Annotated in this window: 27 protein-coding genes and 2 pseudogenes; 22 read left to right on the top strand and 7 right to left on the bottom strand. The window is 69.3% G+C overall.

All coding sequences use genetic code 11. The annotated features are described in order from the left end of the window. Positions 1 to 4: 4 nt before the first annotated feature. Together STRCI_RS29160 and STRCI_RS29155 are read left to right on the top strand one after the other, a co-directional pair. Positions 5 to 1,108 carry a hypothetical protein gene (locus tag STRCI_RS29160; protein WP_269661925.1) on the top strand — a complete coding sequence of 368 codons (1,104 nt, stop codon included), beginning with the start codon at positions 5 to 7 and terminating at the stop codon, positions 1,106 to 1,108. 67 nt (positions 1,109 to 1,175) lie between these two features. Then, entirely contained in the window at positions 1,176 to 2,489 is a 1,314-nt protein-coding gene (locus STRCI_RS29155) for a PIN domain-containing protein (RefSeq protein ID WP_269661924.1), read from the top strand. 135 nt (positions 2,490 to 2,624) lie between these two features. On the opposite strand, the gene STRCI_RS29150 is transcribed toward STRCI_RS29155, so the two are convergent. Both STRCI_RS29150 and STRCI_RS29145 read right to left on the bottom strand, forming a co-directional pair. Continuing rightward, the gene (locus STRCI_RS29150) at positions 2,625 to 3,290 is read right to left on the bottom strand and encodes a DUF3800 domain-containing protein (RefSeq protein ID WP_269661923.1); all 666 of its coding nucleotides are present in this window, start codon (positions 3,288 to 3,290) and stop codon (positions 2,625 to 2,627) included. Positions 3,291 to 3,644: 354 nt separating this feature from the next. After that, on the bottom strand, positions 3,645 to 3,818 hold the full coding sequence (locus STRCI_RS29145; protein WP_269661922.1) for a hypothetical protein: 174 nt from the start codon (positions 3,816 to 3,818) through the stop codon (positions 3,645 to 3,647). 183 nt (positions 3,819 to 4,001) lie between these two features. Between STRCI_RS29145 and STRCI_RS29140 the strand changes: the two genes are divergently transcribed. Beyond that, the gene (locus STRCI_RS29140; protein WP_269661921.1) at positions 4,002 to 6,134 is read left to right on the top strand and encodes a hypothetical protein; all 2,133 of its coding nucleotides are present in this window, start codon (positions 4,002 to 4,004) and stop codon (positions 6,132 to 6,134) included. 151 nt (positions 6,135 to 6,285) lie between these two features. Here the strand turns inward: STRCI_RS29140 and STRCI_RS29135 are convergent, their stop codons facing one another. After that, the gene (locus tag STRCI_RS29135; RefSeq protein ID WP_269661920.1) at positions 6,286 to 6,561 is read right to left on the bottom strand and encodes a recombinase family protein; all 276 of its coding nucleotides are present in this window, start codon (positions 6,559 to 6,561) and stop codon (positions 6,286 to 6,288) included. Between the two features lie 168 nt (positions 6,562 to 6,729). On the opposite strand from STRCI_RS29135, the gene STRCI_RS29130 reads away from it, so the two are divergent. Next, a complete protein-coding gene (locus STRCI_RS29130; RefSeq protein ID WP_269661919.1) occupies positions 6,730 to 7,284 on the top strand; it encodes a GNAT family N-acetyltransferase in 555 nt (184 codons plus the stop codon). Here STRCI_RS29130 and STRCI_RS29125 read toward each other — a convergent pair. After that, the gene (locus STRCI_RS29125) at positions 7,245 to 8,837 is read right to left on the bottom strand and encodes a helix-turn-helix domain-containing protein (RefSeq protein WP_269661918.1); all 1,593 of its coding nucleotides are present in this window, start codon (positions 8,835 to 8,837) and stop codon (positions 7,245 to 7,247) included. The genes STRCI_RS29130 and STRCI_RS29125 overlap by 40 nt on opposite strands. Positions 8,838 to 9,078: 241 nt before the next feature. On the opposite strand from STRCI_RS29125, the gene STRCI_RS29120 reads away from it, so the two are divergent. The 8 genes and pseudogenes from STRCI_RS29120 to STRCI_RS29085 all read left to right on the top strand — a co-directional run. Further along, positions 9,079 to 9,528: an ATP-binding protein gene (locus STRCI_RS29120; RefSeq protein ID WP_269661917.1), complete on the top strand. Its 450-nt coding sequence runs from the start codon at positions 9,079 to 9,081 to the stop codon at positions 9,526 to 9,528. Next, on the top strand, positions 9,525 to 9,983 hold the full coding sequence (locus STRCI_RS29115) for a hypothetical protein (protein WP_269661916.1): 459 nt from the start codon (positions 9,525 to 9,527) through the stop codon (positions 9,981 to 9,983). The genes STRCI_RS29120 and STRCI_RS29115 overlap by 4 nt, the downstream gene beginning before the upstream one ends. 30 nt (positions 9,984 to 10,013) lie before the next feature. Continuing rightward, on the top strand, positions 10,014 to 11,228 hold the full coding sequence (locus tag STRCI_RS29110; RefSeq protein ID WP_269661915.1) for a phosphotransferase family protein: 1,215 nt from the start codon (positions 10,014 to 10,016) through the stop codon (positions 11,226 to 11,228). Continuing rightward, complete coding sequence (locus STRCI_RS29105; protein WP_269661914.1) at positions 11,225 to 12,160, top strand: lactate/malate family dehydrogenase; 936 nt, start codon at positions 11,225 to 11,227, stop codon at positions 12,158 to 12,160. The genes STRCI_RS29110 and STRCI_RS29105 overlap by 4 nt, the downstream gene beginning before the upstream one ends. Beyond that, on the top strand, positions 12,157 to 13,287 hold the full coding sequence (locus STRCI_RS29100; RefSeq protein ID WP_269661913.1) for a phosphoenolpyruvate carboxykinase (ATP): 1,131 nt from the start codon (positions 12,157 to 12,159) through the stop codon (positions 13,285 to 13,287). Before STRCI_RS29105 ends, STRCI_RS29100 begins: the two co-directional genes overlap by 4 nt. Before the next feature lie 326 nt (positions 13,288 to 13,613). Continuing rightward, positions 13,614 to 13,934, top strand: coding sequence for a CU044_2847 family protein (locus tag STRCI_RS29095; protein ID WP_215211110.1), 321 nt, complete (start codon positions 13,614 to 13,616; stop codon positions 13,932 to 13,934). A 5-nt stretch (positions 13,935 to 13,939) separates the two neighbouring features. Next, a pseudogene (locus tag STRCI_RS43400) lies at positions 13,940 to 15,724 on the top strand (serine protease); the annotation flags it as partial. 60 nt (positions 15,725 to 15,784) lie between these two features. Further along, positions 15,785 to 17,443 (top strand): annotated as a pseudogene (locus tag STRCI_RS29085) (ATP-binding response regulator); the annotation flags it as partial. Positions 17,444 to 17,552: 109 nt separating this feature from the next. On the opposite strand, the gene STRCI_RS29080 reads toward STRCI_RS29085, so the two are convergent. Further along, positions 17,553 to 17,870, bottom strand: coding sequence for a hypothetical protein (locus STRCI_RS29080; RefSeq protein WP_269661912.1), 318 nt, complete (start codon positions 17,868 to 17,870; stop codon positions 17,553 to 17,555). Positions 17,871 to 18,103: 233 nt separating this feature from the next. Between STRCI_RS29080 and STRCI_RS29075 the strand changes: the two genes are divergently transcribed. Next, complete coding sequence (locus STRCI_RS29075; RefSeq protein ID WP_269661911.1) at positions 18,104 to 18,784, top strand: YdcF family protein; 681 nt, start codon at positions 18,104 to 18,106, stop codon at positions 18,782 to 18,784. A gap of 70 nt (positions 18,785 to 18,854) precedes the next feature. On the opposite strand, the gene STRCI_RS29070 is transcribed toward STRCI_RS29075, so the two are convergent. Together STRCI_RS29070 and STRCI_RS29065 are read right to left on the bottom strand one after the other, a co-directional pair. Beyond that, positions 18,855 to 19,247 (bottom strand): hypothetical protein, encoded by a 393-nt coding sequence (locus tag STRCI_RS29070; RefSeq protein ID WP_269661910.1) that lies wholly within the window; start codon positions 19,245 to 19,247, stop codon positions 18,855 to 18,857. Next, a complete protein-coding gene (locus STRCI_RS29065) occupies positions 19,244 to 20,062 on the bottom strand; it encodes a GntR family transcriptional regulator (RefSeq protein WP_269661909.1) in 819 nt (272 codons plus the stop codon). The genes STRCI_RS29070 and STRCI_RS29065 overlap by 4 nt, the downstream gene beginning before the upstream one ends. Before the next feature lie 254 nt (positions 20,063 to 20,316). Between STRCI_RS29065 and STRCI_RS29060 the strand changes: the two genes are divergently transcribed. The 9 genes from STRCI_RS29060 (at position 20,317) to STRCI_RS29020 (ending at position 26,943) form a co-directional block, all read left to right on the top strand. Further along, positions 20,317 to 20,682, top strand: a complete 366-nt coding sequence (locus STRCI_RS29060) for a WhiB family transcriptional regulator (protein WP_269661908.1) — start codon at positions 20,317 to 20,319, stop codon at positions 20,680 to 20,682. Continuing rightward, positions 20,679 to 21,218: a hypothetical protein gene (locus STRCI_RS29055; RefSeq protein ID WP_269661907.1), complete on the top strand. Its 540-nt coding sequence runs from the start codon at positions 20,679 to 20,681 to the stop codon at positions 21,216 to 21,218. The genes STRCI_RS29060 and STRCI_RS29055 overlap by 4 nt, the downstream gene beginning before the upstream one ends. Next, positions 21,218 to 21,448, top strand: a complete 231-nt coding sequence (locus STRCI_RS29050) for a hypothetical protein (RefSeq protein ID WP_210960324.1) — start codon at positions 21,218 to 21,220, stop codon at positions 21,446 to 21,448. Before STRCI_RS29055 ends, STRCI_RS29050 begins: the two co-directional genes overlap by 1 nt. Next, positions 21,445 to 21,624 carry a hypothetical protein gene (locus STRCI_RS29045; RefSeq protein WP_269661906.1) on the top strand — a complete coding sequence of 60 codons (180 nt, stop codon included), beginning with the start codon at positions 21,445 to 21,447 and terminating at the stop codon, positions 21,622 to 21,624. The genes STRCI_RS29050 and STRCI_RS29045 overlap by 4 nt, the downstream gene beginning before the upstream one ends. Next, positions 21,621 to 23,159 (top strand): hypothetical protein, encoded by a 1,539-nt coding sequence (locus STRCI_RS29040; protein ID WP_269661905.1) that lies wholly within the window; start codon positions 21,621 to 21,623, stop codon positions 23,157 to 23,159. The genes STRCI_RS29045 and STRCI_RS29040 overlap by 4 nt, the downstream gene beginning before the upstream one ends. Continuing rightward, positions 23,159 to 23,362, top strand: a complete 204-nt coding sequence (locus STRCI_RS29035; protein WP_269661904.1) for a hypothetical protein — start codon at positions 23,159 to 23,161, stop codon at positions 23,360 to 23,362. The genes STRCI_RS29040 and STRCI_RS29035 overlap by 1 nt, the downstream gene beginning before the upstream one ends. After that, on the top strand, positions 23,359 to 24,042 hold the full coding sequence (locus tag STRCI_RS29030) for a hypothetical protein (RefSeq protein ID WP_269661903.1): 684 nt from the start codon (positions 23,359 to 23,361) through the stop codon (positions 24,040 to 24,042). Before STRCI_RS29035 ends, STRCI_RS29030 begins: the two co-directional genes overlap by 4 nt. Before the next feature lie 2 nt (positions 24,043 to 24,044). Continuing rightward, on the top strand, positions 24,045 to 24,545 hold the full coding sequence (locus STRCI_RS29025; protein ID WP_210960319.1) for a hypothetical protein: 501 nt from the start codon (positions 24,045 to 24,047) through the stop codon (positions 24,543 to 24,545). Positions 24,546 to 24,639: 94 nt separating this feature from the next. Further along, on the top strand, positions 24,640 to 26,943 hold the full coding sequence (locus STRCI_RS29020) for a hypothetical protein (RefSeq protein WP_269661902.1): 2,304 nt from the start codon (positions 24,640 to 24,642) through the stop codon (positions 26,941 to 26,943). Positions 26,944 to 26,995 lie beyond the last annotated feature (52 nt).

Here is a 26,995-nt window from a genome sequence, read left to right as displayed (position 1 = left end):
CGACATGAGTGACGACACACGGACCACCGCGCCTTCGCCGGAAGACGCGCTGCGCTCTGCCCGGCTGCTTGCCCGTGCCGAGGCCGCCGTCATGGCGCTCTTCGCCACGCGTGCCTACGAACTGGGCTGGACGGTCCGGAGCAAGCTGAGCGGCATCCTGGACCATGTGGCGCTGTCCTGCGACGCGGGACATTCGACTCAGGTAACCCCCGTGACCGCGCTGCACCCCAAGCTCGGCAGCACGATCGTCCCGGCACCCGCGGGGGGCGCGTTCCTCATGGCGACGGGAATGACGTCCCTGGGGGCCTTCCCCATGGCACTGGAGGAGTGCCAGCACTGCGCTCGGAAGCGGTGGGAGGAAGCCGCCCGTGCATCGTTCGCTGCCTACGCCATAGAGACCGATCTCCGAATCCTGGCCGACGCCGCATCCCCTAACGAGTATCCGGCGAAAGACGTTCGCTGCCTGCACGGGCATGAGTTCACCATCACCGCGATGAATCCACGTACCCCCGGGCGCGTGCCGGGGATTACCTACGGATTCACTACGGGTTTCGACGGCGCCGGCGACCCCTGCGTTACGTGTCGCGGCATCTCCCAGACGCCCAAGCTCGTTGAGTTCAAGCACCGCGCCCGCGAGCAGAGCGTGATGATCCTGGACGTCATGTCGGACCGCATTGCCCAAACTGTGCGCCTGTGCTGCGTTGCCGGGCACCTGACCTCGGTGGGCATCAACACCGGGTTGAAGCGCGAGTTGCTGTGCGCCCGATGCAGCGGAGTGGGCGTTCGCCCCGAACCAACCGTGTACTACGTGGTGACCGACGGGGCCACGGTGAAGCCCGGAATCTCCTCGGGTGACGGACGAGGGCGGCTTGATACCCACCGCAGCCAGCACGGTCTGGGTCAAGTCCGCAGACTCATAACCGACCTGCCCGTCGGCGCAGCTCACGATCTCGAGCGGCATGTCCTGGACTGCCTGGCCAGCCAGGGCATCCGACCGGTGATTGGCTCCGAGTATTTCGATGCCGCACATATTGACCGGGTGCTGGAGCTGGCTGACGGGTGGTTCGCAGCGAACCTGCCGAACTTCCCGTGGACGGTGACCGCCTAAGGGCTGTCCTACCTTCAAAGCGCTGGTGCCGGAATTCCCCCTCCCCCAGTGATCAGAAGTTGAGAGAGTGAGCCCGTACGACTCGGAGCCGAGGAACACGGAGCGCCCCGCATTGATCATCCTGGACGCGAACATCATCAAGGGGACCTCTCTGCGGGGTCCCGTCGCGGACGTACTCCGTGCCATCCGGGCCGCAGGCGTGGAGCGCGTGGCCACACCGTGGATCGCGGTGGAGGAGATCGCTGCGCAGCAGGCCCTGTCCTACGCGGAAAAGCACCAGGCGGCCATGGACGCGGTGGACGCCCTCCGGAAGGCCACCCCCTGGGAGCACGTCAACCACCCCAAGCGGTGGCCGGCCGAGCACGTGCGTAGGCATTGGCGGGAGCGGTACTCGTCCATCACGGAAGTCCTGGAGACGTCCCACACCGCGTACCAGCAGGCCATGTTCCGGGAGACGAACCAGATCGCCCCGTGCAAGACGGTCAACAGCGGTACCTACAAGACCGGGGCCCGGGACGCCGCGATCTGGCTGACGGCGGTCGAGTACGCGAGGGCCCACGAGGACGAGACCGTGTACTTCGTCAGCAACGACTCGGACATGTCCGAGGACGGGAAGTTCCTGCCGGAGATGCAGAAGGACATCGCCGGCATGGAGCACCGGTTCCACCTGTTCACGTCGCTCGACGGTGTCGTCACCCAGTTCGCCACGGAGGTGGAGGCCAGCACCGAGGATGTTCGGGAGCTGCTGGACACCGAGGAGGGCCACGCTACGGTCCTAGCCGCGACGAGGACCGCGGCACGGCGCTACCGGATCATCAGCGGCACACCGAGGCCCTCGGCCGTAAACGGCGACACGCGGATGCTGCATGGGGGCGCCCCCAACTGGTCGCCAACGGCGGTGGCGCTAGACAAGGTGCTGGAGGTGAGCGGCCGCGAGGTCGGCGGCCACCACTACTTCACGGCCTGGGTGCGGTGGCTGCTCAGGGACGACAGGGTGGTCCGCGGCGAGGTGGTGGAGCGGGCCTACGCCTGGGAGACGCGGGTCCTGCTGAGCACGGCGGCGGACCAGGCCATGACAGTCCTCGACTTCCGGCGGCCGGGCCCGATCTCGGCTGAGGACGTCCCCAACGTGCCGGCGCTCCCGGAGACGACTGAGGAGCGCCTGACGCGCATGGGTAGAGCGCACCTTGCCGCGTTGATGAACACTCCGGCGATGCAGGTCACCCTGGCTCGCATCTCGGATCAGCTCGGCCCGGACCTGTCGCCGCTCGAGGACGCGATTCGCAGCGTCCTCGACAACAGCCCAGCGTCACGCGAGCTGAACGACCAAATTGCGGAGGCTGTCCGCGACTTGCCGAAGGAGCCCGACGGCAAGGAGTAGTCGGGCGCTACCGGCTCCCTCCCCCGGCGCCCGTACCGCTGCCGAAGCTGCGCCTGTACCGGGAGGCGCCGGTCGGCCGAGGAGTCCTGCCCCTGACGCGCCGAACGTAGGCGCCCCTATGCGCCATCATGACCCTCAGCCCTCCACGGGTGCCGGCCAAATGCAGTCGATGAGCCAGGGCCGGGCAACCGGCTCCAGCTCACGTGAGAACTGGTCCCCGCCGCCACCTACCATCTGCTGCGCCCAATGGCGCGTCGCGCCAGCGGCCCAGTCCGCCACCTGGAGCTGCGGGTGGTCCTTGCTGTCCGCGAACTCGATGGCGCCCATGAAGGGTTTCATGAACTCGTCCGACCGTGCGGGATTGGGGAGGAGGTGCACGGTGTGCAGTCCGGTGGTGTTGCGGTCGATGACTTTCGATACGTCGTGCACCAGGCGGAACTTGCCCAGGGGCTGACCGAACGTGGTAGCGAGGCAGTACAGGCTTGGGATCGCCGGATCCAGTTCGTCCCGATGTCCCTTGGATGCGTTCTCCGCTGCGTGCTCGTCAGCGACGGGCCGGCAGTATTCCAGAATCTCCAGGTAATCGGCGAACTGCTGCTTCTGCACAGAGGACTTGAGGGCGGTCACAGCCGAGTACAGCTCGTCGGTGGTGGCCTTCTGTCGGATCCAGCTCACGAACGCGTGGAGCATCCGGTCGTAGGCGTCCGCATCCCCCATGACCGGGCCGGCCAGGTGCAGCATGTTCGCCAGGGCAAGGGTTTCCTTCCCCTCGTACAGGTTGTAGCCGTCCCGGTGCGCCATGGCCTGAACGCGTTGGCGTACTGGCTGCGGGCCGGCTGTGCCTGGAGCGGTCCTTCTTCCCCTCTGCGTTTGCCGCCCTGGGCGATCCGGCAGCGGGCCCACGGGTGTCGTTAACGAACTGTCACGAGCCGCACAAATGCCGTTGATCATTTGTCGCTTTTGGCGGCGCTGACCTGGGCTGTCCGGCAGGATGCCTGTTCGTGGGGCGACTGTCGGTGGGGATGCATGAGCTAGTTGAGCACTGGACGGTGCTCGATGACGAGTTGGAGCTCGGGGCGGGCAAGCGGGGTGCGGCGAGGTTCGCCACCGGCGCCTCACCTGGAGGGGGCGCCCGGTGACGGGGCTGATGGGCGGTCACCTACGGCTGCCGCGTACGGCCCGGATCACTTCGGCGACAGCCTTCAGCACTGTGGCGCGGTCACGCGAGGCGGTGCCCTTCACCACGACGATGACGATCAGCACAGCCGCGGCAGCGGCGACGAGCGTGACGGCGACGGGCACCAGGGTGGCCCAGGCGGCGATGTTCATGGCATTCCCTCCCTTCGTGCAGCCACCGGATGGGCCGCACGAGAAACATCACAGCCGACCGCCCCGCAGCGCTGAAGCTTTACCGGACCGGGCGGATACCAGCATCAAAGGCCCAGTTCACGGGGGTGTTGAGCCGACCATCGGACGGATCCGACAGATCCGCGGGACCGGGGAGGGTGTGCGGTGATCGAGAGCACGGATCTGAGTACCGAACGAGAGATCTTGCGTTCGGAGCTGCGCAAGCTGGAGGCCAGCGCGCTTCAGGGCCGGGACCGCACGGACGCCATCGCCGAAGCCAGCCGTCGGCTCCAGCAGGCCCCCTCACCTACTACCGTCGGCGGCTGGTTCGAAAAGGGCACCCCGGCCAAGGACTTCAAGACCCTGTGGACCCTGGTCGAGGTCCTGCTGGAATGGTCCGGGCTACCTCGACCCGACACCCTCACCGGACTGGACCGCGCCAAAGCGACAGGACAGTGGGTGAGCACGAAGGAACTGTGGAAGAGGCGGTGGGAACAGGCCAGGGCGGCTCAGTCCGTCGCCGCCTTGCCACCTGGTTTCCGGGCGGAAAACCGCTACGTCGGCCGACCGATTGCCGAGTTCGACGATCGGCTCGTTCTGAACGACCTGGAGGTGCACCCAGCCCTCGACGGCGGCTCTGAATTTGGCAGGATCAGCGCGTTACCCGCCTACGTCAGACGGAAGTTCGACACTCGGCTGGGTTCGCTGGTGGCCGCCGCCGCGAACGGGCAGGGCGGCATCGTGGTACTGGTCGGCGGGTCTTCCACGGGCAAGACCCGGGCCTGCTGGGAAGCGGTCAAGAACCTGCCGGACGGATGGCGGTTGTGGCATCCGATCGAGCCCGATCAGCCGACAGCTGTGATCAGGAACCTGGACCTGGTGGCACCGCGGACTGTGGTGTGGCTCAACGATGCCCAGCACTACCTCCTTGACCGTGACTACAGCGCGCAGGTCGCCTCCGGCCTCCGTGAGCTGCTGAACGACCCCGAACGCGGCCCGGTGCTGATCCTGGGCACTACCTGGCCCGAGCACTGGGACACGCTCACCAATGTCCCCAGGACGGGGCCCGTACCACCAGACCCGTACGTGCAGGCCCGCCAGCTGGTCACGAACAAGAGCATCACCGTCCCCGAGGCCTTCACCGTTGAGGAACTCACGACTGCACAGGCCACCACCAGCGACCCTCGTCTGGCCGAAGCTCTTCAGCACGCGGAGCAGGGACAGGTCACCCAGTACTTGGCCGGCGTCCCCGCCCTGATCGAGCGCTACAACAACGCACCCCCGGGCGCCAAGGCGTTGATCGAGGCTGCGATGGACGTTCGTAGCCTTGGTCACGGCCTCGCCCTGCCCCTGGCTCTGCTGGAGACCGCCGCCGAGGGCTATCTCACCGACACGCAGTGGGACCTGTTGGAGTGCGACTGGCTCGAACAGGCCCTCGCCTATGTCGCCTGCCCGGTGCGCGGCACTCGCGGCCCGCTGACCCGTATCCGGCCTCGACGCGGCCAACCCGCCTTCGCGCAACCCCACTACCGTCTCGCCGACTACCTCGAACAACACGGCCGGCACAGCAGCACCGTTCCTCCGGTTCCCGGAGCCCGTGACGCGCTCGTCGTTCCGGTTCCGGCTCATACATGGGACGTCCTGATTGACCACGGCACTCCGTCGGGCCATGCATCACTCGCCCGCGCAGCCCACGCCCGTGGTCTTCTCCGCATCGCCATGCGCCTGTACCAGGGCGCCGTCGAGGCCGGCGACACCCGAGCTCTGAGACCGGCGGCCGACATCCTGCGCATGGCCGACCGGGAGGAAGAAGCGATCCCTTGGTACCAGCGCGGCGCCGAAGCTGGTGACCTTCTCGCTCTGGGATGGGCAGTCCTGCTGCTGACCAGACGCCGTATGACAGACGAGGCATTGACATGCCATCGCCTTGTTTCCGAGGCGAGCGATTCCGCCCCCTTGGGGATGAATGCTCTGTTGGAGAGGATGCAGCAGATTGAGGACGCCGATGCCTGGGTCCAACGCAACGTCGTCGACGGCGCGAGGGTCACCACGCAGTGGGCTCCCCTGATGCTGCGGGACGACTACGCCTGGCTACTGCAGAGGCCCACACGGATAGCCGAGGCCTTGGAGCGACTGAGAACCCATGCTGAAGCTGGTAACACTGGCTCCCTGACTCTGGTCACCGATCTGCTGCACGCGGCCGGGCGCGTGGACGAGGCGAGAAGGCTGAGACGGTATGGGTGGGAGCCGAAAGGATGGATCGCCGAGCCGTGGGAGGCTCCCCTGCCAGGTGATTGAACGGTCGCTACCGTAACGCGTCAGCTATGCCCGTCCCTGGACGGTCGGGCCCGCTCCAGAACGCGGTGCACCGTCGCTCTCGACACGGAGAATAGCTCGGCGGGGTCGGCGATGGAGTGCGACTCGACCAGATGGACCTGCTGCCAGCCCGTCAGCTTGGGCTGCTTGCCCTTCGCCCCAGCGACGGCCATGCCTTCCCAGGGCGCAGGCGCACGAGGTCGACCTCGAACTGGCAAAGGTGGCCAGGGTGTTGAAGAACATCATGCACCATGGGGTCGGCCGGGTCGTAGTGGCTGCCGCCGAGAGAGAACGTTACGCCGCGGGCAACGAGGGAGTCGCCGATGTCGCGGGCGTCGGGCGTTGAGCGGGCGAGGCGGTCGAGCTTGGGCACCACGAGGGTGTCGCTGGCGCGCACGGCGGCGAGCATCGGCCTCGAAATACAACCGCCGATCTTCGTCCTCGTAGTAGGTCCGGAACCAGATCGTCATGCCGCCACCCTGCCCCACCGCCTTGGCCAAAGACATAGGGGCGCCCCCTGAGCCCCGCGTGAATCAGGCTCTGGCCCCTCGCGACGGGGGCGTCCTAGCCTGACCGCATGACGATCGAAGACGTGACTGTGTCGCGCCACGACGGTGAGCAAGCCGCTGTGCTCGCGGAGGAGTTGTGTGACGTGTATGCGGACGCGTATGGCGTGGAGTCGGGTGGCGAGAAGGCGGTCGCGTTTCGCCGCAGGGCGGAGAAGCAGTTCATGCGGCCCGGCTTCGCTCTGGTGGCGGCCCGGGACGGGGGCCAGCTGGTTGGGTTCGTTTTCGGCTACACCCTTCCGGCCGGGGATACGCACTGGTGGGGTGGGGTGCAGCCGGAACCGTCGTCGGAGTTCCTAGAGGAGACGGGGGCGCGAACGTGGGTGCTGTCGGAGATCGAGGTACGGCGCGCCTGGCAAGGCAAGGGGGTCGGCCGGGCGCTGCATGACGCAGCGCTGGGCGCGCGGGCCGAGGAGCGGGCGACGCTGGCGACGGGCCCGGACGCTGCGGCGCAGCCCGTGTATGAGTCCTGGGGGTGGCGGCGGGTGGGCCGGATTCCCGGGGACGAGGGCGACTACTACTCGGCCTACGACTTGTTCGTGCTGGAGCTACCGGTCAGCCGGTAGCTGGCCAGCAGGTCATCGAGTGTGCGGACGGCCCGGCTGCGCTGCCAGGGGGTGAGGGCGGTGCGGAGGTCGGCGATGCGCTGGGTGATGCGTGGGGAGCGGTTGATGCCGGAGATGCGGGCGATGTCGCCGACGATGGTGCTGGCCTCGGGGATGTCGCCCTGCTGGAGGTGGGCCTGGCTCTGCAGGGCGAGGGTGTGGGCGTAGTTGTGCACGTTGGTGGGGTCGATCATGGGCAGTGAGGTGCGGGCGGCGGCCAGGGCCTTCTCGGGGGTGCCGAGGACGAGGGCGCATTCGGCGCTGGTGCCCCAGTAGAAGGACTCGTCGTAGAAGTACCACCAGGAGGCGAGGGGCGGGCTGGCGGCCATATCGCGTACGGCGGCGTGTTCCTGTTCGAGGGCGCGTTGGGCCTTGTCGTGCTGCTGGGCGGCGGCGAAGGCGCGGGCGGCGACGTCGGCGGCGTAGCCGAGGGCGGCCGGGCTGTCGGTCTGGGCGGCCCAGGCCTGGGCGGCGATGGCATGGTCGATGCCGACGCGGGGCTTGTTCTGCCAGGTGGCCAGCTGGCTCATGGTGCACAGGACGTAGGTGACGAGCTCGGTGTTCTCCGCGTCGTGGGCGGCGGTGCGGGCGTCGTCGTAGTAGTACTGGGCGGCCCGGTAGTCGCCGAGGTTGTACAGCTGCCAGCCGACCATCTGGCTGAGCTCGGCGTACACGGTCAGCACTCGGGGACGGAGGTCTTCAGGGGCGCCGGCTATGAGGTCGGCGATGACTTGGCGTTGGGCGAGGGCGGTCTGCAGGGCGATCTGCGGGCCGAGGACGTCGCCCTGGCGGCGGTAGTGCTGCAGGACGCGTTCAGCGTGGGTGATGGTGGCCAGGTCCAGGCGGCCCGGATCGTCGAGGACGGCGACGACGCGGTCGCGTTCGTCGGCGTCGGCGATGTCCAGCAGGGGCGCCGCGGCGGCCACAGTGAGCGCGGTGCTGATCTTCAGGAGCAGTTCGCGGCGGTTGAGCCCGGGGTTGGCCTGCTGTACCCACATGATCAGCGCCTGTGCCAGTTCCTCGAAACGTACGTCGTGCAGCCGGTGGACCAGGGTGCTGGCCAGCTGCGGGGTGAGTAAGAGCGGTTCGGCGGCCCGCCCGTTTAGGAGGTCGGCGCCGACTGCGGGGGCGGGGCTTGCTGGGGCCGGTGACGGGTGTGGCGGCGGGTGGCCGTGGGTGGGAAGGTCGGCGAGCAGGTCGGCCACGGAGCATTCGTAGAGCTGGGCGAGCCGGTCCAGGGTGTCGAGCGAGGGGGCGTGTCCGGTGCTGGCGGGCCAGAGTTCCCAGGTGGAGATGTTCTTGAAGGTCTTGGGGTCGTCCGGCCACCGCTGGTTCCACAGTTCGGCAACCTGGCGCTGGCTCAGGCCTCGGGCCAGCCGGGGCGCCACGCGGGCGTTGACCCGGTAGCGGTGCCGGACGGCGGCGGCTGCCTCGGGCCAGGTCCTGCCAGCTGCCCGCAGCTCGGTGGCGAACTGCACCTGTTCCTGCCTGCGGCTACGGGGTCTTGCTGACACCCAGCCCCCTCTCGGCCGTGTGTGGATCGCACCTTATTCAGCACGGTAGCGCGGCGTGGGGCGCGTCAACACGCGTGTGTTCTTTCCCGGTTGAACCGGGAGATCGCGGCCGCATGTTGGCGGCTGGACGGGATGGCCTTGCGTGCTGCGACGGCGCAACAGTTGGGGCTCCGCTTCACTAGCGAACTTAGTTCGCAGTGTCGCCCGTTCCCGCCGACGTGCCTCGGGGTGATGCAGCGTCATGCGTCCGACTACCCATACCGATCCGGGCCTGACAGAGGCCGGTTCCTCCTCCGCCACGGTCCGGGCCCTGGAGATAAGCATCGCTGCGGACAGGGCGCTGGTCGCCGAGGTGCGGCACTCGGTGCGGACGACGCTGGCGTCCTGGGGTGCAGGCGCCATCGCCGACGACATGGCGGTGGTGGCATCCGAGCTGGCCTCCAACGCGCTCAAGCACGCCGGCGATGAGGCCACCGTGCGGTTGCGGCTGGAGGAGGGCCAGGCGCTGCTGGAGGTCGATGACAGCTCCATACAGCGGCCGGTACCGCGCCGGGTAGGCGCGGAGGTCGAGGAGGGCCGCGGCCTGTTCCTGGTGCAGGCCCTGGCCGCCGAGTGGGGCTGGAGATATCGCGACGGCGGCGGCAAGACGGTGTGGGCGTCGCTTCCCGCACCCGCGGGGCGTGCGGCATGACGGCGTCTCCCCGTGGCAACGGACCACTGACCGCCGCCGATGCGCGGCCGGGGTTTTGGTGTGAGTGCCTGCTGACCTCGGCGGAATCGGACAGCACGGTACTGGTCGGTTCCTTCGACGCCTACACCGCCGGCGATACGGTGCGCTGGGTCCGCATCGCGGTGCGCATGTTGGTTTCCGTGGTCGACACGGCCGAGGCGGAGCCGGTCCACGAGTGGCTGCTGTTCGGTTCGAATCCCACTGCTGCCGCGCTGGAGCGCGGCGAGCCGTTCGCCATCGCGCTGCGGCACGAGCAGCTGCGGCTGGTCTGGAGTGCGCGGCCCGTCGGCTTCCTGCCGCTTGCCCACCGTACCGGCCGGGCGCTGCCGCCGTGCGCGCTGGAGTGGTCCCAGCCCGCCGCGCTGCGGGCGGCCCTGACGGCTTCGCAGAACACCCATCTGCCCGCACGCCGCTGACGCGGCCTGCCGAGTGCGAAGGAGTCATTCGTGAGCACAGCCGCAGCACATACCTCCCCAGGGCCGGTGCCAGGCGTGGCCGAGGTCTTCGCCTTCGCCCAGGACGAGATCCGCTCGGCCGCCGCCGAGCTGTGGCCCGGCGCCCTCGTGGAGCTGTCCTCCCACATCCCGAGCGTTACCGGCTATGTGCACCGCATCCGGGTGGGCGGCCGGGAGCTGTACGCCAAGCACTCCTTCCTGGGGATGTCGCTGGTGTCGATCCTGCGCGGCGTTGCCGGTGACTGGGCCGAGGTGCAGCGCGCCCAGGACTTGTACGTGCAGCGGCCGGATGCGCTGCTGGTGCGGGAGGCCGCGCAGCTGCGGTTGCTGGCCGACCTGGGCAGGCCCCGGGCGTGCGAGGTCATGGGCCTTGCGCGCGGGGTGCTGTTCACCGCGCCGGTGCCTGGGCCGACGCTGGCCGCCCTGCTGTTACGTGACCCGGCAAGCACGGCCGGGTTGTTCGGGTCCGTCTTCGCCGACCTGCACCGGCTGCACCGCTCACGCACTGCCCAGCGCCTCGCCCCGGCTGAGGCGATCTCCGAGCGGAGTGTGGCGGCGACGTTCCAGCGGAAGTTCAACGGCATCAGCGGCCAGACGTACCTCAGCCGCCTGGGCACGGAGCGGTGCGCCGAGGCCAACCGTGCCGAGGTGACCGCGCTCCTGCGGGCGGTGGTCGCCCGGCTGCACCGGATGCGGCCGACCGCGCTCGCGCCGGATCAGGCTGTGCTGACGTACGGCGATCTCAAGCCCGAGCACCTGGTGTTTCCCGACGGGCCGGGCGGACGGCCGGTCCTCATCGATCCCGGCCTGTTGAGGGCGAGGGCCTCGGTGGACGCCGCCAAGCTGACCAGCCGCACCGTTCTCCTGCTCGCCTCCGCCCGCCCCGACGCCGCCGTGGCCAAGGAGATCGTGCAGGGGCTGGGGGCGTTCGCTGAGCAGCGGATGCGGCCGATGGCGCCCAAGGCGGCCCGCTCGTGGCTGCGTGAGCTGCTGATCGTGTGGCTGATGGACACCGTCAACATCCTCACCACCTTCCTGTCGGCCCCGGCGGTGCTGCCGCTGCCACCGCGCGGGCGCCCGCTGGTGGAGCGGGCCGTGACGGTGTGCACCATGACCGATCGCATCAGCACCGCTCTGAGCGGCGCTGTGGACGTTCACCGCGTGTGGGACACCGCCCTGGCCCAGGCAAAGGCGGTGGCCGAATGACCCGGACACCCGCCGTGGACACGGTCGGCGTCATCGGGGCCGGTGCGGTCGGCCAGACCGTGGCCGCCACGCTGTGCACGGCTGGCCTCTGCCGCCATCTGCTGATCGCCAGCCGCACTCCGGAACAGGCCAGTGCTCTGACTGCGGACATCGACGACATGCAGCAGGCCACCGCGTCACCCGTGCGCCCCCACGTGGGCCGGGTGGCTGACCTGGGCGACTGCCAGGCGGTGGTCATCGCCGTGCGGGCGTCCTTCACCAACACCCACAGCATCGATGTCCGCATGGGCGGCGCGGTCGCGAACGCTCCGGTCATCGGCCAGCTGGCCGCCACACTGCACGGGTACACCGGGACCGTGCTCGTGGTGACCAACCCGGTCGACGTGATGAGCAGGCTGTTCGCCGAACTCTCTGGCTGTGAGCGTGTGTTCGGCGTGGGCTCGAACCTGGACAGCGCCCGCTACCGGGCCGCGCTCGCCCGCCATCTGCACGTTCCTGCCACGGCGGTGTCCGGGCACGTGATCGGCGAGCACGGTGACGCCGCCGTGGTGTGCGCGTCGGCCACCACGGTCAACGACCAGCGGGTGCCGCTGCCGCTGCAGCAGCTTTGTGACGAGCTCGCCACCAGGGCCGGGCGCATCAGTGCGGGCATCGGCCGCACTCGCTCCGGGCCTGCTGGCGCCGTGCTCTCCGCCCTGCGCAGGACGCTCGCGGTGGACGACGGGATCGAGGAGCTGTCCGCCCTGTACGGGGGCGGCTGGCTGGGAATTCCGTTGCGTTTCACGCGGGGCGAGCCCGTAGCGTGCCTGCCCTCCCTCGACGCGGCCGAGCAGCGGCAGTTCACCGCGGCCGACACCAAGCTCCGCACCGCCTACCAAGCCGTGCGGTCCCTGCCCGAACTGGGATCTCCTGACAGCGAAAGGGCCTCATGAACACCCTCACCGCGACGCGGCTGCATGCCGCGGACGTCAACATCACGATGGTCAGCAACACCCAAGCGGTCACTGACTACGCGCGCCGCTACTTCGGCTCGTGGTGGAATGCCTTCGAGGTGCTGCCCGCCACGGTGTGCGCCGGCCCGGTGGTCTTCGCCGACGTTGACGAAGACCAGTACGCCACGCTCCAGGCCCTGGTGGAGACGTGCCCGCACGAGGAGACCACCTACGCCAAGGCGGCCACACTCGTGGCCCGCGACGCCGAGGGCACGATCACTGCTGTCAGCCCCACGCAGCAGCTGGCCTACCGGCACGAGCCTGCCACCGGCCGCCTGTCCGTGATCGGTGCCGAGAGGGAGCCGGTCGCGTTGGCCGCAGCCCGGATCGCTCGGGATGCGATGCGGGGTCTGCTCCTGCGGGACGGCTGGACGCTGCTGCACGCCTCCGCCGTGACCGACAACTGCCGCACCGTGCTGACCTTCGGCGAGAAGGGCGCGGGCAAGACCACCACCGCGCTCGCCCTGGCGAATATGGGCTGGCAGCTGTTGGCCAACGACCGGATCTTCGTCCGGCCGGACGACAAGGGCCAGCTGCAGGTCTTGCCCTGGCCGTCGGCCGCCGCGATCGGCCTCGGTCTGCTGAACGCGCTGGGCTGGCAGGACGTCGCCCGCAAGCGTCTTGAGGCCGGCGAGGCCCTCCACCCCACGCAGCACCCGGAAGTCACCGACGCTGTTCTGGCCGGGAGGCGCGAACCGGTGTGGGAGCCCGGCGGCAAGCGTGAGCGCAAGGTGCAGATCTACCCCGACCAGTTCGCCGACTGGTTCGGCCTCAAGCTGGCCACCAGCGGCCTCGCCCAGGCCGTGCTGTTCCCGCAGATGCGGCGGGACGCCACCCCGGCCGTCGAAGGCTGCCGCCGCACGCTAAGCGACGCCGACTTCATGCACGGCGCGACCGAGGACCGCTACCCCGACATCCTCAGCCTCGCCCCAGCCGGCGGCAGCGGCAGCATCGACGCCCGCCAGAGCGTCGCCCACCACCTCGACAAGCTGCCCCACCACACCGTGGTCCTCGGCCACGACCTAGCGGCCAACGCCGCCTTCCTCCACCAACTGCTCAGCGAGTAAACCCGATCCCCCGCCGGGCGCCGACCTCCCCGCGCCCGGCGGGACGCGCTCCGCCGACTCCCGGTCTTTACGAAGAAGGGCAGCGGGAGACGGCGGACACAAGGGGCGGGCGGCGGAGCCACCCCCGACTCCCCCGCCCGCCCTACTCACGCACACAGACCCTGCGGGCTACGCGCCGTCAGCTACGTGTCTCCTGACATGAGAGTGGCTCGATACTGTCCGGATCTCTCTTGGATTTCCCTGCGACGTCAGTGCCCGGTAGCACAGGATGGGAAGAATCGTTGCCGACCCCACGGCCTGGGGCCGGCGGGGCGCTAGGGGGCACTGTGACGGAGTTCGTCATGATGGCGGTGGACGGGGACGGCGAAGGCACCGCCGTCTTCGAGGTTGAGCCCGGCTTGGGGGGCTCGGATCTGGAACTTGCAGCGGACGATGGCCTGGTGGCACGCGCCCAAACGTCGCTCCGTGAAGCACTGGACCGTGTGAGGCCAGCCTTGTCGCAGGTCTCTGAGACGGTCCGAGAACTCAAGCCGGATGAGATGGAGATCCAGTTCGGGCTGAAGATCGGCGGCGAAAGCGGCGTGATCATCGCCAAGGGAACAACAGAGGTGAACTTCGCCGTCCGGGTGGTCTGGAAGAACTCCTGATCCAGGTGCACGCCCGGCGGGAGGGTTTCATCGTAGCGATCCGGTCACCAGCCTCAGGGGCTCCCGTCGGCCTCGGGTTCGTTGTCGGGGACCGGTACATCGTCACGTGCGCACACGTCGTCAATGCGGCGCTCGGCCGCGACAAGCACCACCGTGAACGCCCTGACGACGGCTCACGCGTTCAGGTCGAGTTCGTGCTGCTCGGCGATGTTGACGGTGCACCGCTGCGCATCTGCCGGGTGGCGGCATGGGATCCGCCTGAAGGATCAAGCGGATCCGGACGTGATGTAGCCGGCTTGGTGGTTGTCGGCGGAGACACGCTGCCGGTCGGCGCAGGGCCAGCGCGGTTGGTCGACGCGCGCATAGGCCAGGCCCAAGACGCGCAAGTGTCGGTGTTCGGCTATCCAAGCACCCCCGACCGGCGAGACAAGGGTGCTTGGGCCACTTGCACCATTCGGGGAGCGGTCGGCGGTGGCTTGATCCAGCTCGACGCCCGCGCCGAGGCAGCTTTGCGAGCTCAGCCCGGGTACAGCGGCTCGCCGGTCGTGGCGACGGATCGCTGGGGCGACGCAGCAGTGGGAATGCTCGCAATTGCTAGCAGGGGAGGCGCAGCGCAAGATGCCTATGCGATACCGCTGTCGGAAGCGGCGGCGGTATGGCCCGAGGCTCTGGGCCGGTTGGTGCTGCCACCTTGTCCGTACCGAGGACTTCAGGCGTTCACGGCCGCGGACGCTCAGGCCGGCGTGTTCGTGGGACGCGAGCGTGAGGTCAAACGGCTCCGGGACATGGTCAAAGGGCAGCCACTCGTTGTGGTCACAGGTCCTTCCGGGGTAGGCAAGTCCTCCCTTGTTGCGGCAGGTCTGCAGCCCGCACTCTCGGCCGACGGGTGGAGCGTGGCCTTCTTCCGACCGGGGGTAACCCCGTACGAATCGGTTGCCCGGGCCCTGCTGGATCTTGAGCATCCTGGAGCAAACCATTCTCTTGAGCAGCTGGACCACCGCGCCCAGGTCCTGCGAAAAGACGGATTCTGGCCGGTGGCTTCACGGGTGGCGCTGCTGACGGGCAAGCGTCTGGCTCTCGTCGGGGATCAGTTCGAGGAAGTGTTGAGCGCGAGTCCGGACACGGAGAAGGCGCTGGGATTCCTGCAGCATCTGTTCCCGCCCCCGGACACAGCGCAGGATGCGAACGTCCGTCTGGTCTGCACACTGCGCGCCGATTTTCTTCCTGATTTGCTGGAACTACCTGATATCGGTCCCCGGCTACAGGACCGGCAGTTGAACGTCTCTCCGCTGGACGAGGCGGCACTGACACGCGTGATCGTGGAGCCTGCGCAGCTTGCCGGCGTGGTCTTCAGCCCAGGGCTGGCCGAAGAGATCGCTTCCGAGGCCAGCAAGGCAGCGGGAAGCCTGCCACTGCTGGAGTTCACCCTGACCGAGCTGTGGCCCTTGCAGCGCGAGCGCCAGATCACCTTCGACAGCTATCGCGGCCTCGGAGGCGTATCCGGAGCACTGAACCAGCATGCGGAGAAGGCCTACGAATGGCTACGGCACCAGCTCCGCTTGGACGAACAACGCGTCCGTCGTGTACTCCTTTCCATGATTCGCGCCCGTGGTGGATCTTCCAGCGCTGTCCGCGTTACGGCAGATCGTTCCTATCTCGGGAATGACTGGTATATCGCCCAACTGCTCGCGGACCCGGACCGCCGTCTGGTCATCCTGGGATCTGATGGCCCCGAGACGGCCGAGATCGCCCACGAGGCCCTGATCCGCGAGTGGAGCAGGCTGTCCGCGTGGGTTGAAGAAGACGCGGACTTCCAGCAATGGCTGACGATGATGGAAGAACGTGCTCGAGACGGAGATCTGTTGTCCGCCACCCGACTGGCCGAGGCGCAGCGATGGCTGGATGAACGCCAACCTGACATCCCTCACGGAGTCGCCGATCTCATCGAGCTCAGCAGTGTAGTCATTCTCGAACAGCAGAAGACCCAACAACTGCTGAGCGAATCCCAGGAACTCACCGAGCAGCTCCGTGAACGGTCGGCCGAACTGGAAGTGCGGCAGAGGTACCTACATGAATCCAATACCAGGCTGGAGGAGCAGGCCGAAATTCTTGCACAGCGAAACCGTGACATCGAAGCAAGGTACACGGCAATCGAGATGGCACGCGAGGTCCTGGAGGATCGCGCTGAGCAGCTAGCTGTCTCTATGCGGTTCAAGTCCGAGTTCATCGCCAATATGTCGCACGAACTACGGACCCCCCTCAACTCCCTCTTAATTCTGGCCAAGTTGCTCACCGAAAATTCAGAGGGAAATCTCTCGCCGAAGCAACTCGAATTCGCCCAGACGATCCTCTCGACCGGCAGAGATATCCTTCAGCTGATCAACGACGTCCTCGACCTGTCGATGGCCGAATCGGGCAAGATGGATGTCACGGCCACAAGCGCGTCGCTTGCGCAGCTCGCCCACAGCCTTGAGGCCAGGTTCCGACCGCTTACCACAGAGAAGAAGCTTGCCTTCACCGTGCGCGTCGCGTCCGTCCTTCCGGACACACTCCTCACCGATGAGCAGCGGCTGCTGCAGGCGGTACGCGAGCTGCTGTTCAACGCGGTGAAGTTCACCGAGTCCGGATCGGTGGGATTGGTCATCCGGCCCGCCGGCCCGGATGTCCCGATGGCCATACGGGAGCAACTGCTGGAGGCCGGTTCGGTGGCCCACCCCGATGCGGAACTGGTCGCGTTCTCCGTGACTGACACCGGTATCGGGATCGCGGCCGACAAGCTGCCGGTGATTTTTGAGGCGTTCACGCAGGCGGGCGACGTGATCAGCCGAACGTACGGCGGTACGGGCCTGGGCCTGTCTATCGCGCGGGAGGTCGTGCGGCTGCTCGGCGGTGGGATCCATGCACAGAGCGAGCCGGGACGCGGCTCCAACTTCACCATCTACCTGCCGCTGCGCCCGAGCAAACTGCCACCGCGTACCTTCGCCCTGGCAGAAGCTCACGACGATGTATCCGCGCTCTTCGCGCCACGCAGCCCCGAAAATTCCGGCCCTGATCGATGGGGTGATCTGGAGCAGCCAGCAGGGACAGAGCCCCGCTTGGATATCCGATTCAGCGGTGAGAAAGTGCTAATTGTTGACGACGACATCCGCCACCTCTTTATGATCACCGCCGTCCTGGAGGAGTGCGGACTGAACGTGCTGTACGCCGAGAACGGTCGCGAGGCAATCGAAGTTCTGAAGCAGGAAGACGACGTGGCGGTTTCCCTGATCGACATCGCGACACCCGAGACGAACGGCTTGGCAACAATCACAGCGATCCGTCGCATGCCTGCGTTCGCCGGACTAGCAATCATCGCGGTGACTGCCACGGCAATGCAGATTAATCGGGACGCGGCGATCGAATCGGGAGCTTCCGACTGCATGGTCAAGTCCGCCGTTCCCAACATCTTGCTGCCGCTGCTGCGTCGTTGGATTGAGGCACGTCGTACCGATTCAGAGGAAGCTCGCTGACTGGACCCGCGACCTGCCTGGCAGGGCCCTTAGCCGGTCCGCCTGCACATGCCGCTGAGCACAGACGGATTGCAGAACGTCCCGGCGTCTCGGTGCTCCGGTGAGCGCGTCAGCGAGCCCGTACGTCCTGGGCGGCTTCGTGTGCTTTGCGGAGCTGGTCGGTGAGGTTCGTGGCGGTCGTGGCAGCCTCGCCGATAAAGCGGGCGACTGTGGTGGCATCGTCCCGGTCACGCGCCATCCGGTCCACTGCAGCGGACGTCTGCAGCAGGATCTGGGGCAGGTGTTCGACGAGCTCGTGAAGGTCGCGCAGGACGCGGGCTGCGCTGCGGGGGCTGTCGTACTCGGCCTTGCCGCTTTCGAGATCCCGGGCGATCTCGCGCAGGGTTTTCACGGCGTCCCGTGACAGGGGGGTGGGGTCGTACGGCACCGGCTGTCCTCCCGCTCACGGTGGTCCGAGATCCCAGTCTGCCGCCCCTGACCTGCAAATACAGCCGGTTCAGCGAAGTCGACGGACGAATGGCCGGGGCACCTGCGGCACCCGCGCGGATGAATGGCACCCCGCGACAAGATAGTTTGCAGGCGAGGCGGGCGGGCCGCCGGTCATGCCTCGACAGCAGGATGCAGCGCGCCGGCAGCAGCAAACGATCAGGGAGTCGTGTCGTGGCAGACAACGCCGAAGGAGTGCCGCGCGTGATCTCCGCCCAGGAGTGGCGGGATGGGGAGCTGATCTGGGACTACCACCAGATGCACCACGAGCTTCGGCCGTGCTCGGCGGGGATCGGCCTGGGCAGCCACGATCTGGGCGTCGCTTCGCACACCGTGGACCTCTACCGGCAGGGCCTGTTCCCGGTGATGGTGTTCACCGGCGGCAACAGCCCGACGACCAAGGCGCGCTTCCCGCGTGGCGAGGCCGTGCACTACCGCGAGCACGCACTCGAACTCGGAGTGCCGGAGGGGGCGGTGCTGGTGGAGCCGAAGGCGGCGAATACCGGGCAGAACGCCGTCTTCTCCCGCCAAGTGCTGGCCGAGGCCGGGCTCGTCCCGGAGTCGGTACTGGTGGTGTGCAAGCCGTACGAGGAGCGCCGCTCGTACGCGACATTCAAGAAGATGTGGCCCGAGGTCGAGGTGGTGTGCGCCTCGGAACCGGTAGGCCTCACAGAGTATGCCGAGGGTATCGGGGACGCGAAGCTGGTCATCGACATGCTTGTGGGCGCGCTGCAGCGGCTCATGGAGTACCCCAAGCAGGGCTTCACGATCCCCCAGGATGTCCCCGAGGACGTGGCCGCAGCTTTCAAACGACTGGCCGACAGCGGCTTCGACAGCCGCCTCTTGCCCCGCTGACCTGCCCGTATACGCCGGTGCCCCGTGAAGACGCGCTTCACGGGGCACCGGCGTATATAGCGGGCGGCTGTCACCCGGCCAAGCCGAGGGCCTCCGCGCGGTCGTTCTCGCCGAGGGTGTCCGCCCAGGAGGTGTAGGCGGCGCGGACCTGTTCGACGGTGAATCCCGTGGCTGTGGCAATCTCGCTCCAGGTGCGGCCGTGCTGCAGGGCCTGGCGCATCAGGGGTGGCTGCTCGTCTTCGAGCTGTACGGTGATCGCGGTGCCCAGGACCAGGGCGGCGATCACGTCGGAGCCGTCCGCGGTGACGGTCTCCTCGGGGGGCAGGCCGCGGACGGTGCCTGCGAGGCGGTCCTGGTGGCGCCGGCGGCGGTGGGCCATCTCGGCCACGTCGGCGGACGGCACGTCGCCGGGTGCGGTCAGTTCGACCACGTCGAGCGTGCGGGGCTTTCCTTCACTGGTCATGGTTCCTGCCTTTCGGCCTGGTCTCGGGCGGAGTCGGGCATCTGGAAGCTGTAGCTCCAGCTGAAGCGGCTGGCGGCATGGACGCCGAGGGCGTACTCGATCACGGTCTCGTCGGCGGTGTAGGTGGTGCGTTTGAGGATCACGACCGGTTCGCCGGGTGGCAGCTCAAGCTGCTCTGTCTCGGCGGGGGTGGGCATGCGGGCCCGCAGTTCCTCGGTCATGTGGTCGGGTTCCAGGCCGAGTTCGTAGAACACGCGGAAGCCCCCGCCCTTCCCGGCCGGGCCGGGGGCGGGGTCGACCAGCCGGGTTCCCTCGACGTGGCTGGGCCGGTAGTAGCTGGTCAGGGTGTGAGTGGGCTGGCCCTTCTCCTTCACCAGACGGGCGCGTGCGTAGACCTCGGAGCCCTCCGGGATGCCCAGGGCGGCGGCGATCTCGCGGGTGGCCGGCACCCGGCTGACGGTCTGGGTCTGGTCGGTGCGGTTGTACTCGCGGCCCGAGGCGACCCGATCGGCGATGAACGCCACCTCGTCGTTGTCGCGCCATTTCGCCTTGTCGTAGCGCTGGATCCCGAGCCGCTTGAGCGGTGGTCGGTCGCGGGCGTAGACGCCGCCGCCCTGTCGGCTGGTGACCAGTCCGGCGTTCTTCAGCCGAAGGATCGCCTGGCGCACGGTCTCGCCCGTCACCTCGTACTTCGCCACCAGCTCGCGCGTGGTCGGGAGCTTTTCTCCCGGCTCGATGGCGCCGGATTCGATCTCCGCTCTGAGATCGTCGGCGATCCGCTGCGCTCCGCGCGGCCTCGGGTCCTTTGCCGTCATGGGCTCAGCGTAGAGCACCTTCACTAGGCAAGTCACCACAACTTCACTAGTGAACTCTTGACGGGGTTGCCGATCTCCGCCTACGGTCGATCTCACCAACTTCGCTAGTGAAGTCGGCGGGATGTTGGGGCTGTTTTGCCCTGCGTCCGTAGCTCTGCCTTGCCCGGAACGCGCAAAAGGACCCCTGATCTCCTTCGACCGATCTCAGGGGTCCTCGCGCGGAAAGCCCACCCGATTCGAGGAGTGACTTCCGCATGCCCAAGCCTACGAGTGTGCCTGCCGCCGTGGTACGGCGTTCGCCCAGTTCGTTACTGCGACTGCCGTTCGGTGCGTCGCCCGTGGACGAGGAGGGCCGGGCCCGGGCCGCGTGCACGGGTCTGGACACGCAGATCTTCTTCGCCCGCCCGTCCGAGTTGGACCAGCAGCCCAACAAGGGCGAGCGGTCGGCGCTGGCGGTGTGCGCTGTGTGCCCGGCGGCCGTCCGCGCGGTGTGCCTGGAGCGGGACCTGGCCCAATCGGAGCTCACCCGGATCAACGGGGTCTTCGGCGGGGTGCGCCAGGAGGAGCGGCGCCAGATGTTCCGGGCCCGCCAGACCGCTGGGAACGGAGGCGCGGCGTGAACGCGCAGAAGCGCGAGCTTCCCTGGTCCGCGCGGGAGTTGTCGCAGCCGGCGTTCCCGGAGCTGGTCGACTACATGCGGATGGCGTGGAACGGCCTGTCCGCCGCGTCCCCGGCCGCGCGCCGGGTGGAGGCCGCGGAGAGCGCCCGCGACCTGCTGTCCGAGGCCATCGTGCTGCCGCTGAAGGAGATGGACGCCGACTCGCTGGTGATGGCGATCCTGCAGCTGCGGGCCGGTCTGGCCCGGCTGCTCGCCGCCACCATCCCGGCCGCCGTCCCGCCGGCTCCGTCCACCGGCACCGTGCTGGACGACGCTGACCTGGTCGCGCACCTGCTCGACCTGATCAGCGACGCCGCCCCGCTGGACGCCGATGTCGCCGTCCATGTCGGCCGCCCGCTGCCCGCCCCGCTCATCGCCACTCTCGCCCAGGCGATCCACGCGCCCGGGCTGCGGCCCAGCGGCGACTACCTGGAGGCCCGCGGCATCTGCGGCCTGTCCACCATCCACATCACCGCCCTGACGAGCGGAGGTGCGTGATGGCGTTCTTCGGACTCATCGGCAACGACCGCCAGATGGCCGCCACCACCTACGCGGGCAAGGAGTCGGCCACCGAGAAGCGGCAGCGCAAGGAAACCGAGAAGGCCGCGCGGCGCCGCCAGAGCCACCACCGAAGCGTCGTCAAGGCCGACCGCGACGGCTGGAAGTGGGCCGACAAGGAGCGCGAGCGGCAGGAAGGCCGCGGAGGGCGCCGGGGGTGGTTCTCGTGAGCCGCGTGCGCACCTGGCAGGCGGCCATCGGCCGGGCCGAGCAGGCCCGGCAGGACGCCACCGCAGCCCAGCAGGCCACCGCACGTATCAAGCAGGCCCTGAGCAGGTCGGATGCGGCCCGGGCCGCCGACCGTCTGGCCGCCACCTGGACCCAGCAGGAAGAAGAACCCCGGTGATCGAGCACGACCGCGTACTGAACATCCCGGGCGCGCACCGCGCCCACCTCCTCATCGACACCTCCGTCCCGGAGCCGACGGCCGCCGATGTCCTGGAGGCGGCCCACGCCGAGGCGACCGACCTGCTGGCCGGCGCCCGCCGTGAGGCACAGACGTTGCGACGGGAGGCGGCCACCGCCGCCGCCCAGGCCGAGGCCGACGCCGAGGGCGCCCAGCAGCGCAAACTCGTCGCCGACCTGCATGCCGAGCAGTCGCACCAGGCAGCCGAGAAGCAGATTGCCGCTGGCCGGACGGTCCTGGACCAGGCCCGCGAGGCGGCCGAGGAGCTCCTGGCCGACGCCCGTACGACGGCCGCGCGGGTCCGGGAGACCGGACAGGAGGAGCTGCGCCGCATCGAGCAGGAAGCCGAGACGCTGCGGGGGCAGGCCGATGCCCGCGCCCGCCGCCGTGAACAGGACGCCGAGTTCTTCCGCCAGGCAACCGAGGCGGAGGCCGCCCGGCTGCTGGAGGACGCCCGGCGCCGGGCCGAGGCCCTGGTGAACGATGCCCAGCGGCAGGCCGAGGACACCGGCCAGAAGGCGGACACGGCCCTGGCCCAGGCCCGCCGAGAGAAGGGCGAGGCGGACGGACTGCTGGAGCGGGCCCACGCCGAGGCCGAGCAGCGTAAGGAGCGCGGCGAGAAGCTGACGAAGAAGCTGCCGACGTTCGCCCTGTTCGCCGCGATCGGACTGACCGCGTCGGGCGAATGGTCGCTGGCCGTGCTGGTCGGCTTTCCGCTCCTGGTGGCACCGCTCCTGCCGATCGCGATCGACGTGTACGTGGTCGCCGCCTTCCGGCGTCACCGCGACACGTTCACCGCGATCAGCCTGATGGTGATCGCGAACGTGCTGGTCCACCTCGCCGAGGCCGGGCTGTTCGGCGTCACCGGCACCGGTGACGACGTCAGGCCCACCTGGTGGCTGGTCGCCCTCGTCGTCTCCATCGGACCGTTCGTGCTGTGGCGGGTTCACGCACTGCGTGACCACCCCGCCACTGCTGCCGCACCGGCCTCCTCCCCGGTGCCGGAGGAGCAGCCGGAGCCGGTCACGGCGGCTGCCGCGCCGCCCGCGCTGCCGCCTGGTACCGGCACCGGTAACGGGACCGGTGAAGGCCCGGCTACCGGTAGCGGTAACTCCGCACCGGCTACCGGTAGCGCGAGCGGTAACGGCGCCGGGGCCGCAACCGGTAACACCGCCTCCGCTACCGGCGGTGCCGAGTCCGGTGCGGCGGGCGGCAGCCGTCAGCGCCGTACCGGACGCCGGGCCTCTCGGGGAAGCGGTGACCGCACGTCGCGTGGTACCGGGCGCGAGGAGCTGCGCGATGCGGTGCGCGAACGGATCACCGCTCTGCTCGCCGACGGCCAGACGCCGTCGCCCACCGAGCTCGGCCGCGAATTCAAGGCGGACGCCGAGTGGGTCCGCAACCAGATCCGTGCGGTGAAAAAGACCCTCCCGGACCAGCCGGCCACGGTGCCCGCCACGGAAGAGGGGGCCTGATGTTCTTCCGACGTTCCCACCGACCCGCCGTCCGGCTGGTCCTTCCCCGCCGCCGGTCCCGCCGCCCGCTGCCCCTGGTGCCGCCGCTGCCCGAGAGCTGGCAGCCCGAGGCGCTGGCCAGCCCCGAGCCGGACGCAGACGAGATCAAGGTGCGCGATCGGCTGCTGGCCCTGCTCGGGGAGGCCGTGCAATGGCCCCGATGAACAAGAACAACGCCGGCGAGCCGTGGTGGGCCGACGGGCAGGGGGCGGAGCCGACCCCGGTGGGCTGCTGCTCCGTCTGCCCGGTGGCCTCCGGCTGCCCGCTGCGCTCGCTGAGCGCGGTGCGGTGCGCGGTGACCGGCGACCAGCCGCCCCCGCCGCCGCCCGTCATCACCCCGGACCTGGCCGAGGCCGTCGGCCAGGACCCAGCGGTGGCCATGGCCGAGACGGTGAGCTGGGCGGACGTCACCGCGGCCGTCGCCGAGCAGGTGCCCGGCCGGGACGGCGGCGGCAACGACCCGGACTGGGGACGGCTGCAGCCCGTCCGCAACCTGCTGTCCATCGCGGTGGTCAGCTTCCTGCCCGTCGGCGGCACGACCGCCGCCCGCTGGGTCGCGGACAGCATCAGCAGCGGCGGCATCACCGCCCCCGTCCTGACCCCTCTCGGCTTCGTCCTCGCCGGCACCGGCGCCGTCTTCCTCGGCCAGCTCGTCCCGGGCTTCCCCGGCTTCGTCTGCGAACTGGCCTGGAAGGCGCTGGCCCTCACCGGCCGGGGCCTCGTGCGCCTCGTGCGCTCGCCCCGCGGCTGGATCATCACCCGCCCCGCGCTGTGGGCCGCCGGAATCGGCGTCCTGATCGTCTCCTGGCGCGCTGCCACCCACTTCCTGACTGGAGCTTCCTGACCATGTTCGACAACTCCCCCGCCAACGCCGGTTTCGGCGCCCTGGTCTTCGGCGCCGTCGCCACCGTCGCGATCATCGCCGGGTTCAAGTACAAGCTGCTGCGCAACAAGAAGACGGTGTTCCTGGTCGGCTTCTTCATGCTGCTGATCACCGTGAACTCCGGCGGCTTCCTCGGCGAGATCGCCGGTGCCCTGCGCCACGGGATGAACGTCGCCGGGCAGCAGGCCGTGGACAAGACCGCCGGAGCGACGGTGACCGCCAACCCGCCCCGCACCGCGGTCACCCCGGTCTCCGCGGGCGGCGCGGCCATCGGCCTGACCGGGATCACCTGGTACGTCATCAAGCTCATCGCGGCCCGGGGCAAGCCCAAGGACTGGAAGGAAATGGTCGGCGGCACGCTCGTGGCCGTCTGCTACGGCACCAGCCTCGGCTTCATGGGGTGGATCGTCAGCGCCACCACGCTGACCGGCAACAACATCGGCCTGTACGTCTTCGGCGGCTGATCTGTCGGCTCTCTCACACTCCCCTGCCGCGGGAATCTGCGGCCCCTTTTCTCCCGTTCTTGCCCTCCCCGCGCCTTTTCTGGAGTACCCCGCCATGACCAGCCACGACGACAGTGGCCTCCTGCCCGAAGTCATCGTCTATGAAGGCGAGTTCGTCGACGACGATGAACCGCAGCCGGACGCCGGACCGGCCTTGGCGGCAGCCGGACGCCGTGTGGCCCGGCGCATCGCCCACGCGGCGGCCACCGCCGCCCGCTTCACCGCAGCCCGCACCCTGCCCGGTCTGCGCAACGCCTGGGCCCTGACCGGGCACTGGGCCGCGCTGCGCTACATGACCGGCGACGAGATCCGCCGCCGCATCGTCAAGAAGCAGTTCGACCACTTCACCGAGCGCCGCGACGACGCCGTGACCGCCCGGAACACCACGCTCAAGCAGATGTCCAAGCTGGTGGACAAGGCGGCCGAGGACGGCCTGTCGAGTCCGGAGAAGAACCGGCTGCGCGACCTCGGGACCGAGGCCGACCGCCGCCGCAACGGCCTGGCCGTCCTCAACGCCATGCCGTTCACCCCGAACCAGCCCACCGCCGAGCAGATCAGCCGGTGGCGCGGGACACGCGGCGCCGTGCGGTTCACCTGCGTCGTGGTGCCCGCCCTCGGCGCCCTGGTCACGGTCACCGTCACGGCGCCCGTGTCCGCGCTGATCATCGGCCCGGCCCTGCTCGGCGGCGGCTGGTGGCTGAGCCGCCACCCGATCCCGCTCACCGCACGGCCGGTCCCCGCCGAGCTGCTCATCCCGGAACTCGACGCACCCGCCGACTGCCAGCTCGCCGAACCCCGTTCCACCGCCGACGGCCCGGATGCGCCCGCCGGACAGGGCCCGGCCGACGGCGCCGAGACCACCGCCACCGATGAACAGGGTCCCAGCTCGCTCGCCGACGCTCGCACGTCGGAGCAGGCCGCCGCGGTACTCGCCGGGGCCGTCCGCGCCGAGGGCCGGGACCTGGCCGAGGTAGCCAAGGCGGTCGAGGAGCCGTGGGGCTGGTCGTTCTACCTGCGGTTCGCGACCGGCAGCACGGACGAGCTGAACAAGGACGACGTCTACAAGGCCCTGATCACCCGGCTGCGGCTGCGCCGCAACGGTCTGCTGATCGAGGGCGACCCGGAGGCCGGGGACAGCGCGTTCGTCCGCGCGCTGCTGCGCGATCCGTTCGCCCCGGAAGTGGTCGGACCGCTGCCGTACCGGCCGCCGCTGTCGATGTCGATCGTGGACGCGGCCGACTTCGGCGTGGCCATGGACGGCACGCCACTCGTCTTCTCCCTGGCCGGGCTGATGCTGCTGATGGTCGCCGACTCCGGCGGCGGCAAGTCCGGCGTGATGCTCGCGCTCGCCGAGGCCGTCACCGCCTGCCGGGACGCCGTGGCGTTCAACCTCGACCCCGTCGGCACCGGCGTCGGTGCCCTGGGCGAGGCGATCACGCTGTCGGCGTGCATGGACGACGAGCAGATCGAGGATGTCCTGGACTTCCTGCTGGCCCTGTGCTCGGCCCGCGCCCGCCAGCGCGCCCGCTACGGCTGGGGCAACAAGTGGCGCGTCAGCGAAGAGCACCCGGCCATCGTGGTGTTCGTCGACGAGTGGCCGCAGCTGAGCGACGAGGCCAAGGCGAAACTGGTGCGCGCTCTGCTGCTCGGCCGCAAGGAGGCCGTCTGGTTCGAGGCCGGCAGCCAGTTCGGCACCCGCGACTACCTCGGCCAGGCCATCGGCCCCAAGCTCTCCGCCCGCCTGCTGGGCGCCTGCCGCCGCGTGGATGTCACCGAACTCCTCGGCGGCGGCGCCATCGCCGAGGGCTACCGCGCCGACCTCCTGCAGGCCGCCACCCACACCCAGGTCAACGACGCCGGCCAGATCTACGCCCAGGGCCTGCCCGGCATGCCCAACCGGCCCATCCGCTACCAGGTCCGCGAGGTCACCGACGCCCAGGCCGCCCACCTCGGCGCCGAACGCGCTGCCGCCGGGCTGCCCGACCTGACCCACACCCTCACCGAGGCCTGGCTGGGGCAGCCCTACCAGGACCTGCTCACCCGCTGCCGCGCCGACAGCGCGCTGCCGCCCGAGCCGCCCGCCATCCTGCTCACCCTGCGCGAGGCCTTCCGCGCCGAGCAGGACCCCGACGCGCTGACCGTCGCCCAGCTCGCCGAGGACCTGATCGCCGACGACGCGGAACGGTGGAGCCGGTGGGACGACCGCGCCGACCGGCTCGCCATGATCGGCCGCCACCTCCGCAAGGCCCTCACCGACGCCGGCGTGGAGCTGTCCTCCACCCGGCTGCGTCACCTGCCCGGAGAGCCCACCGGCTACCTCCTGGCCGACGTCAAAGCGGCTCTGCAGGCGTTCTCGTGACCTGCCCGCGGCCTGCCGCCCCGGCACACCACCGGCAGGCTGGCGGCAGGCC

The sequence above is a fragment of the Streptomyces cinnabarinus genome (assembly GCF_027270315.1).
In the GTDB taxonomy this organism is placed as follows: Bacteria; Actinomycetota; Actinomycetes; order Streptomycetales; family Streptomycetaceae; genus Streptomyces; species Streptomyces cinnabarinus.
Note: the sequence above shows the minus strand (reverse complement) of the source record. Positions and strands in the feature narration are given on the sequence as shown.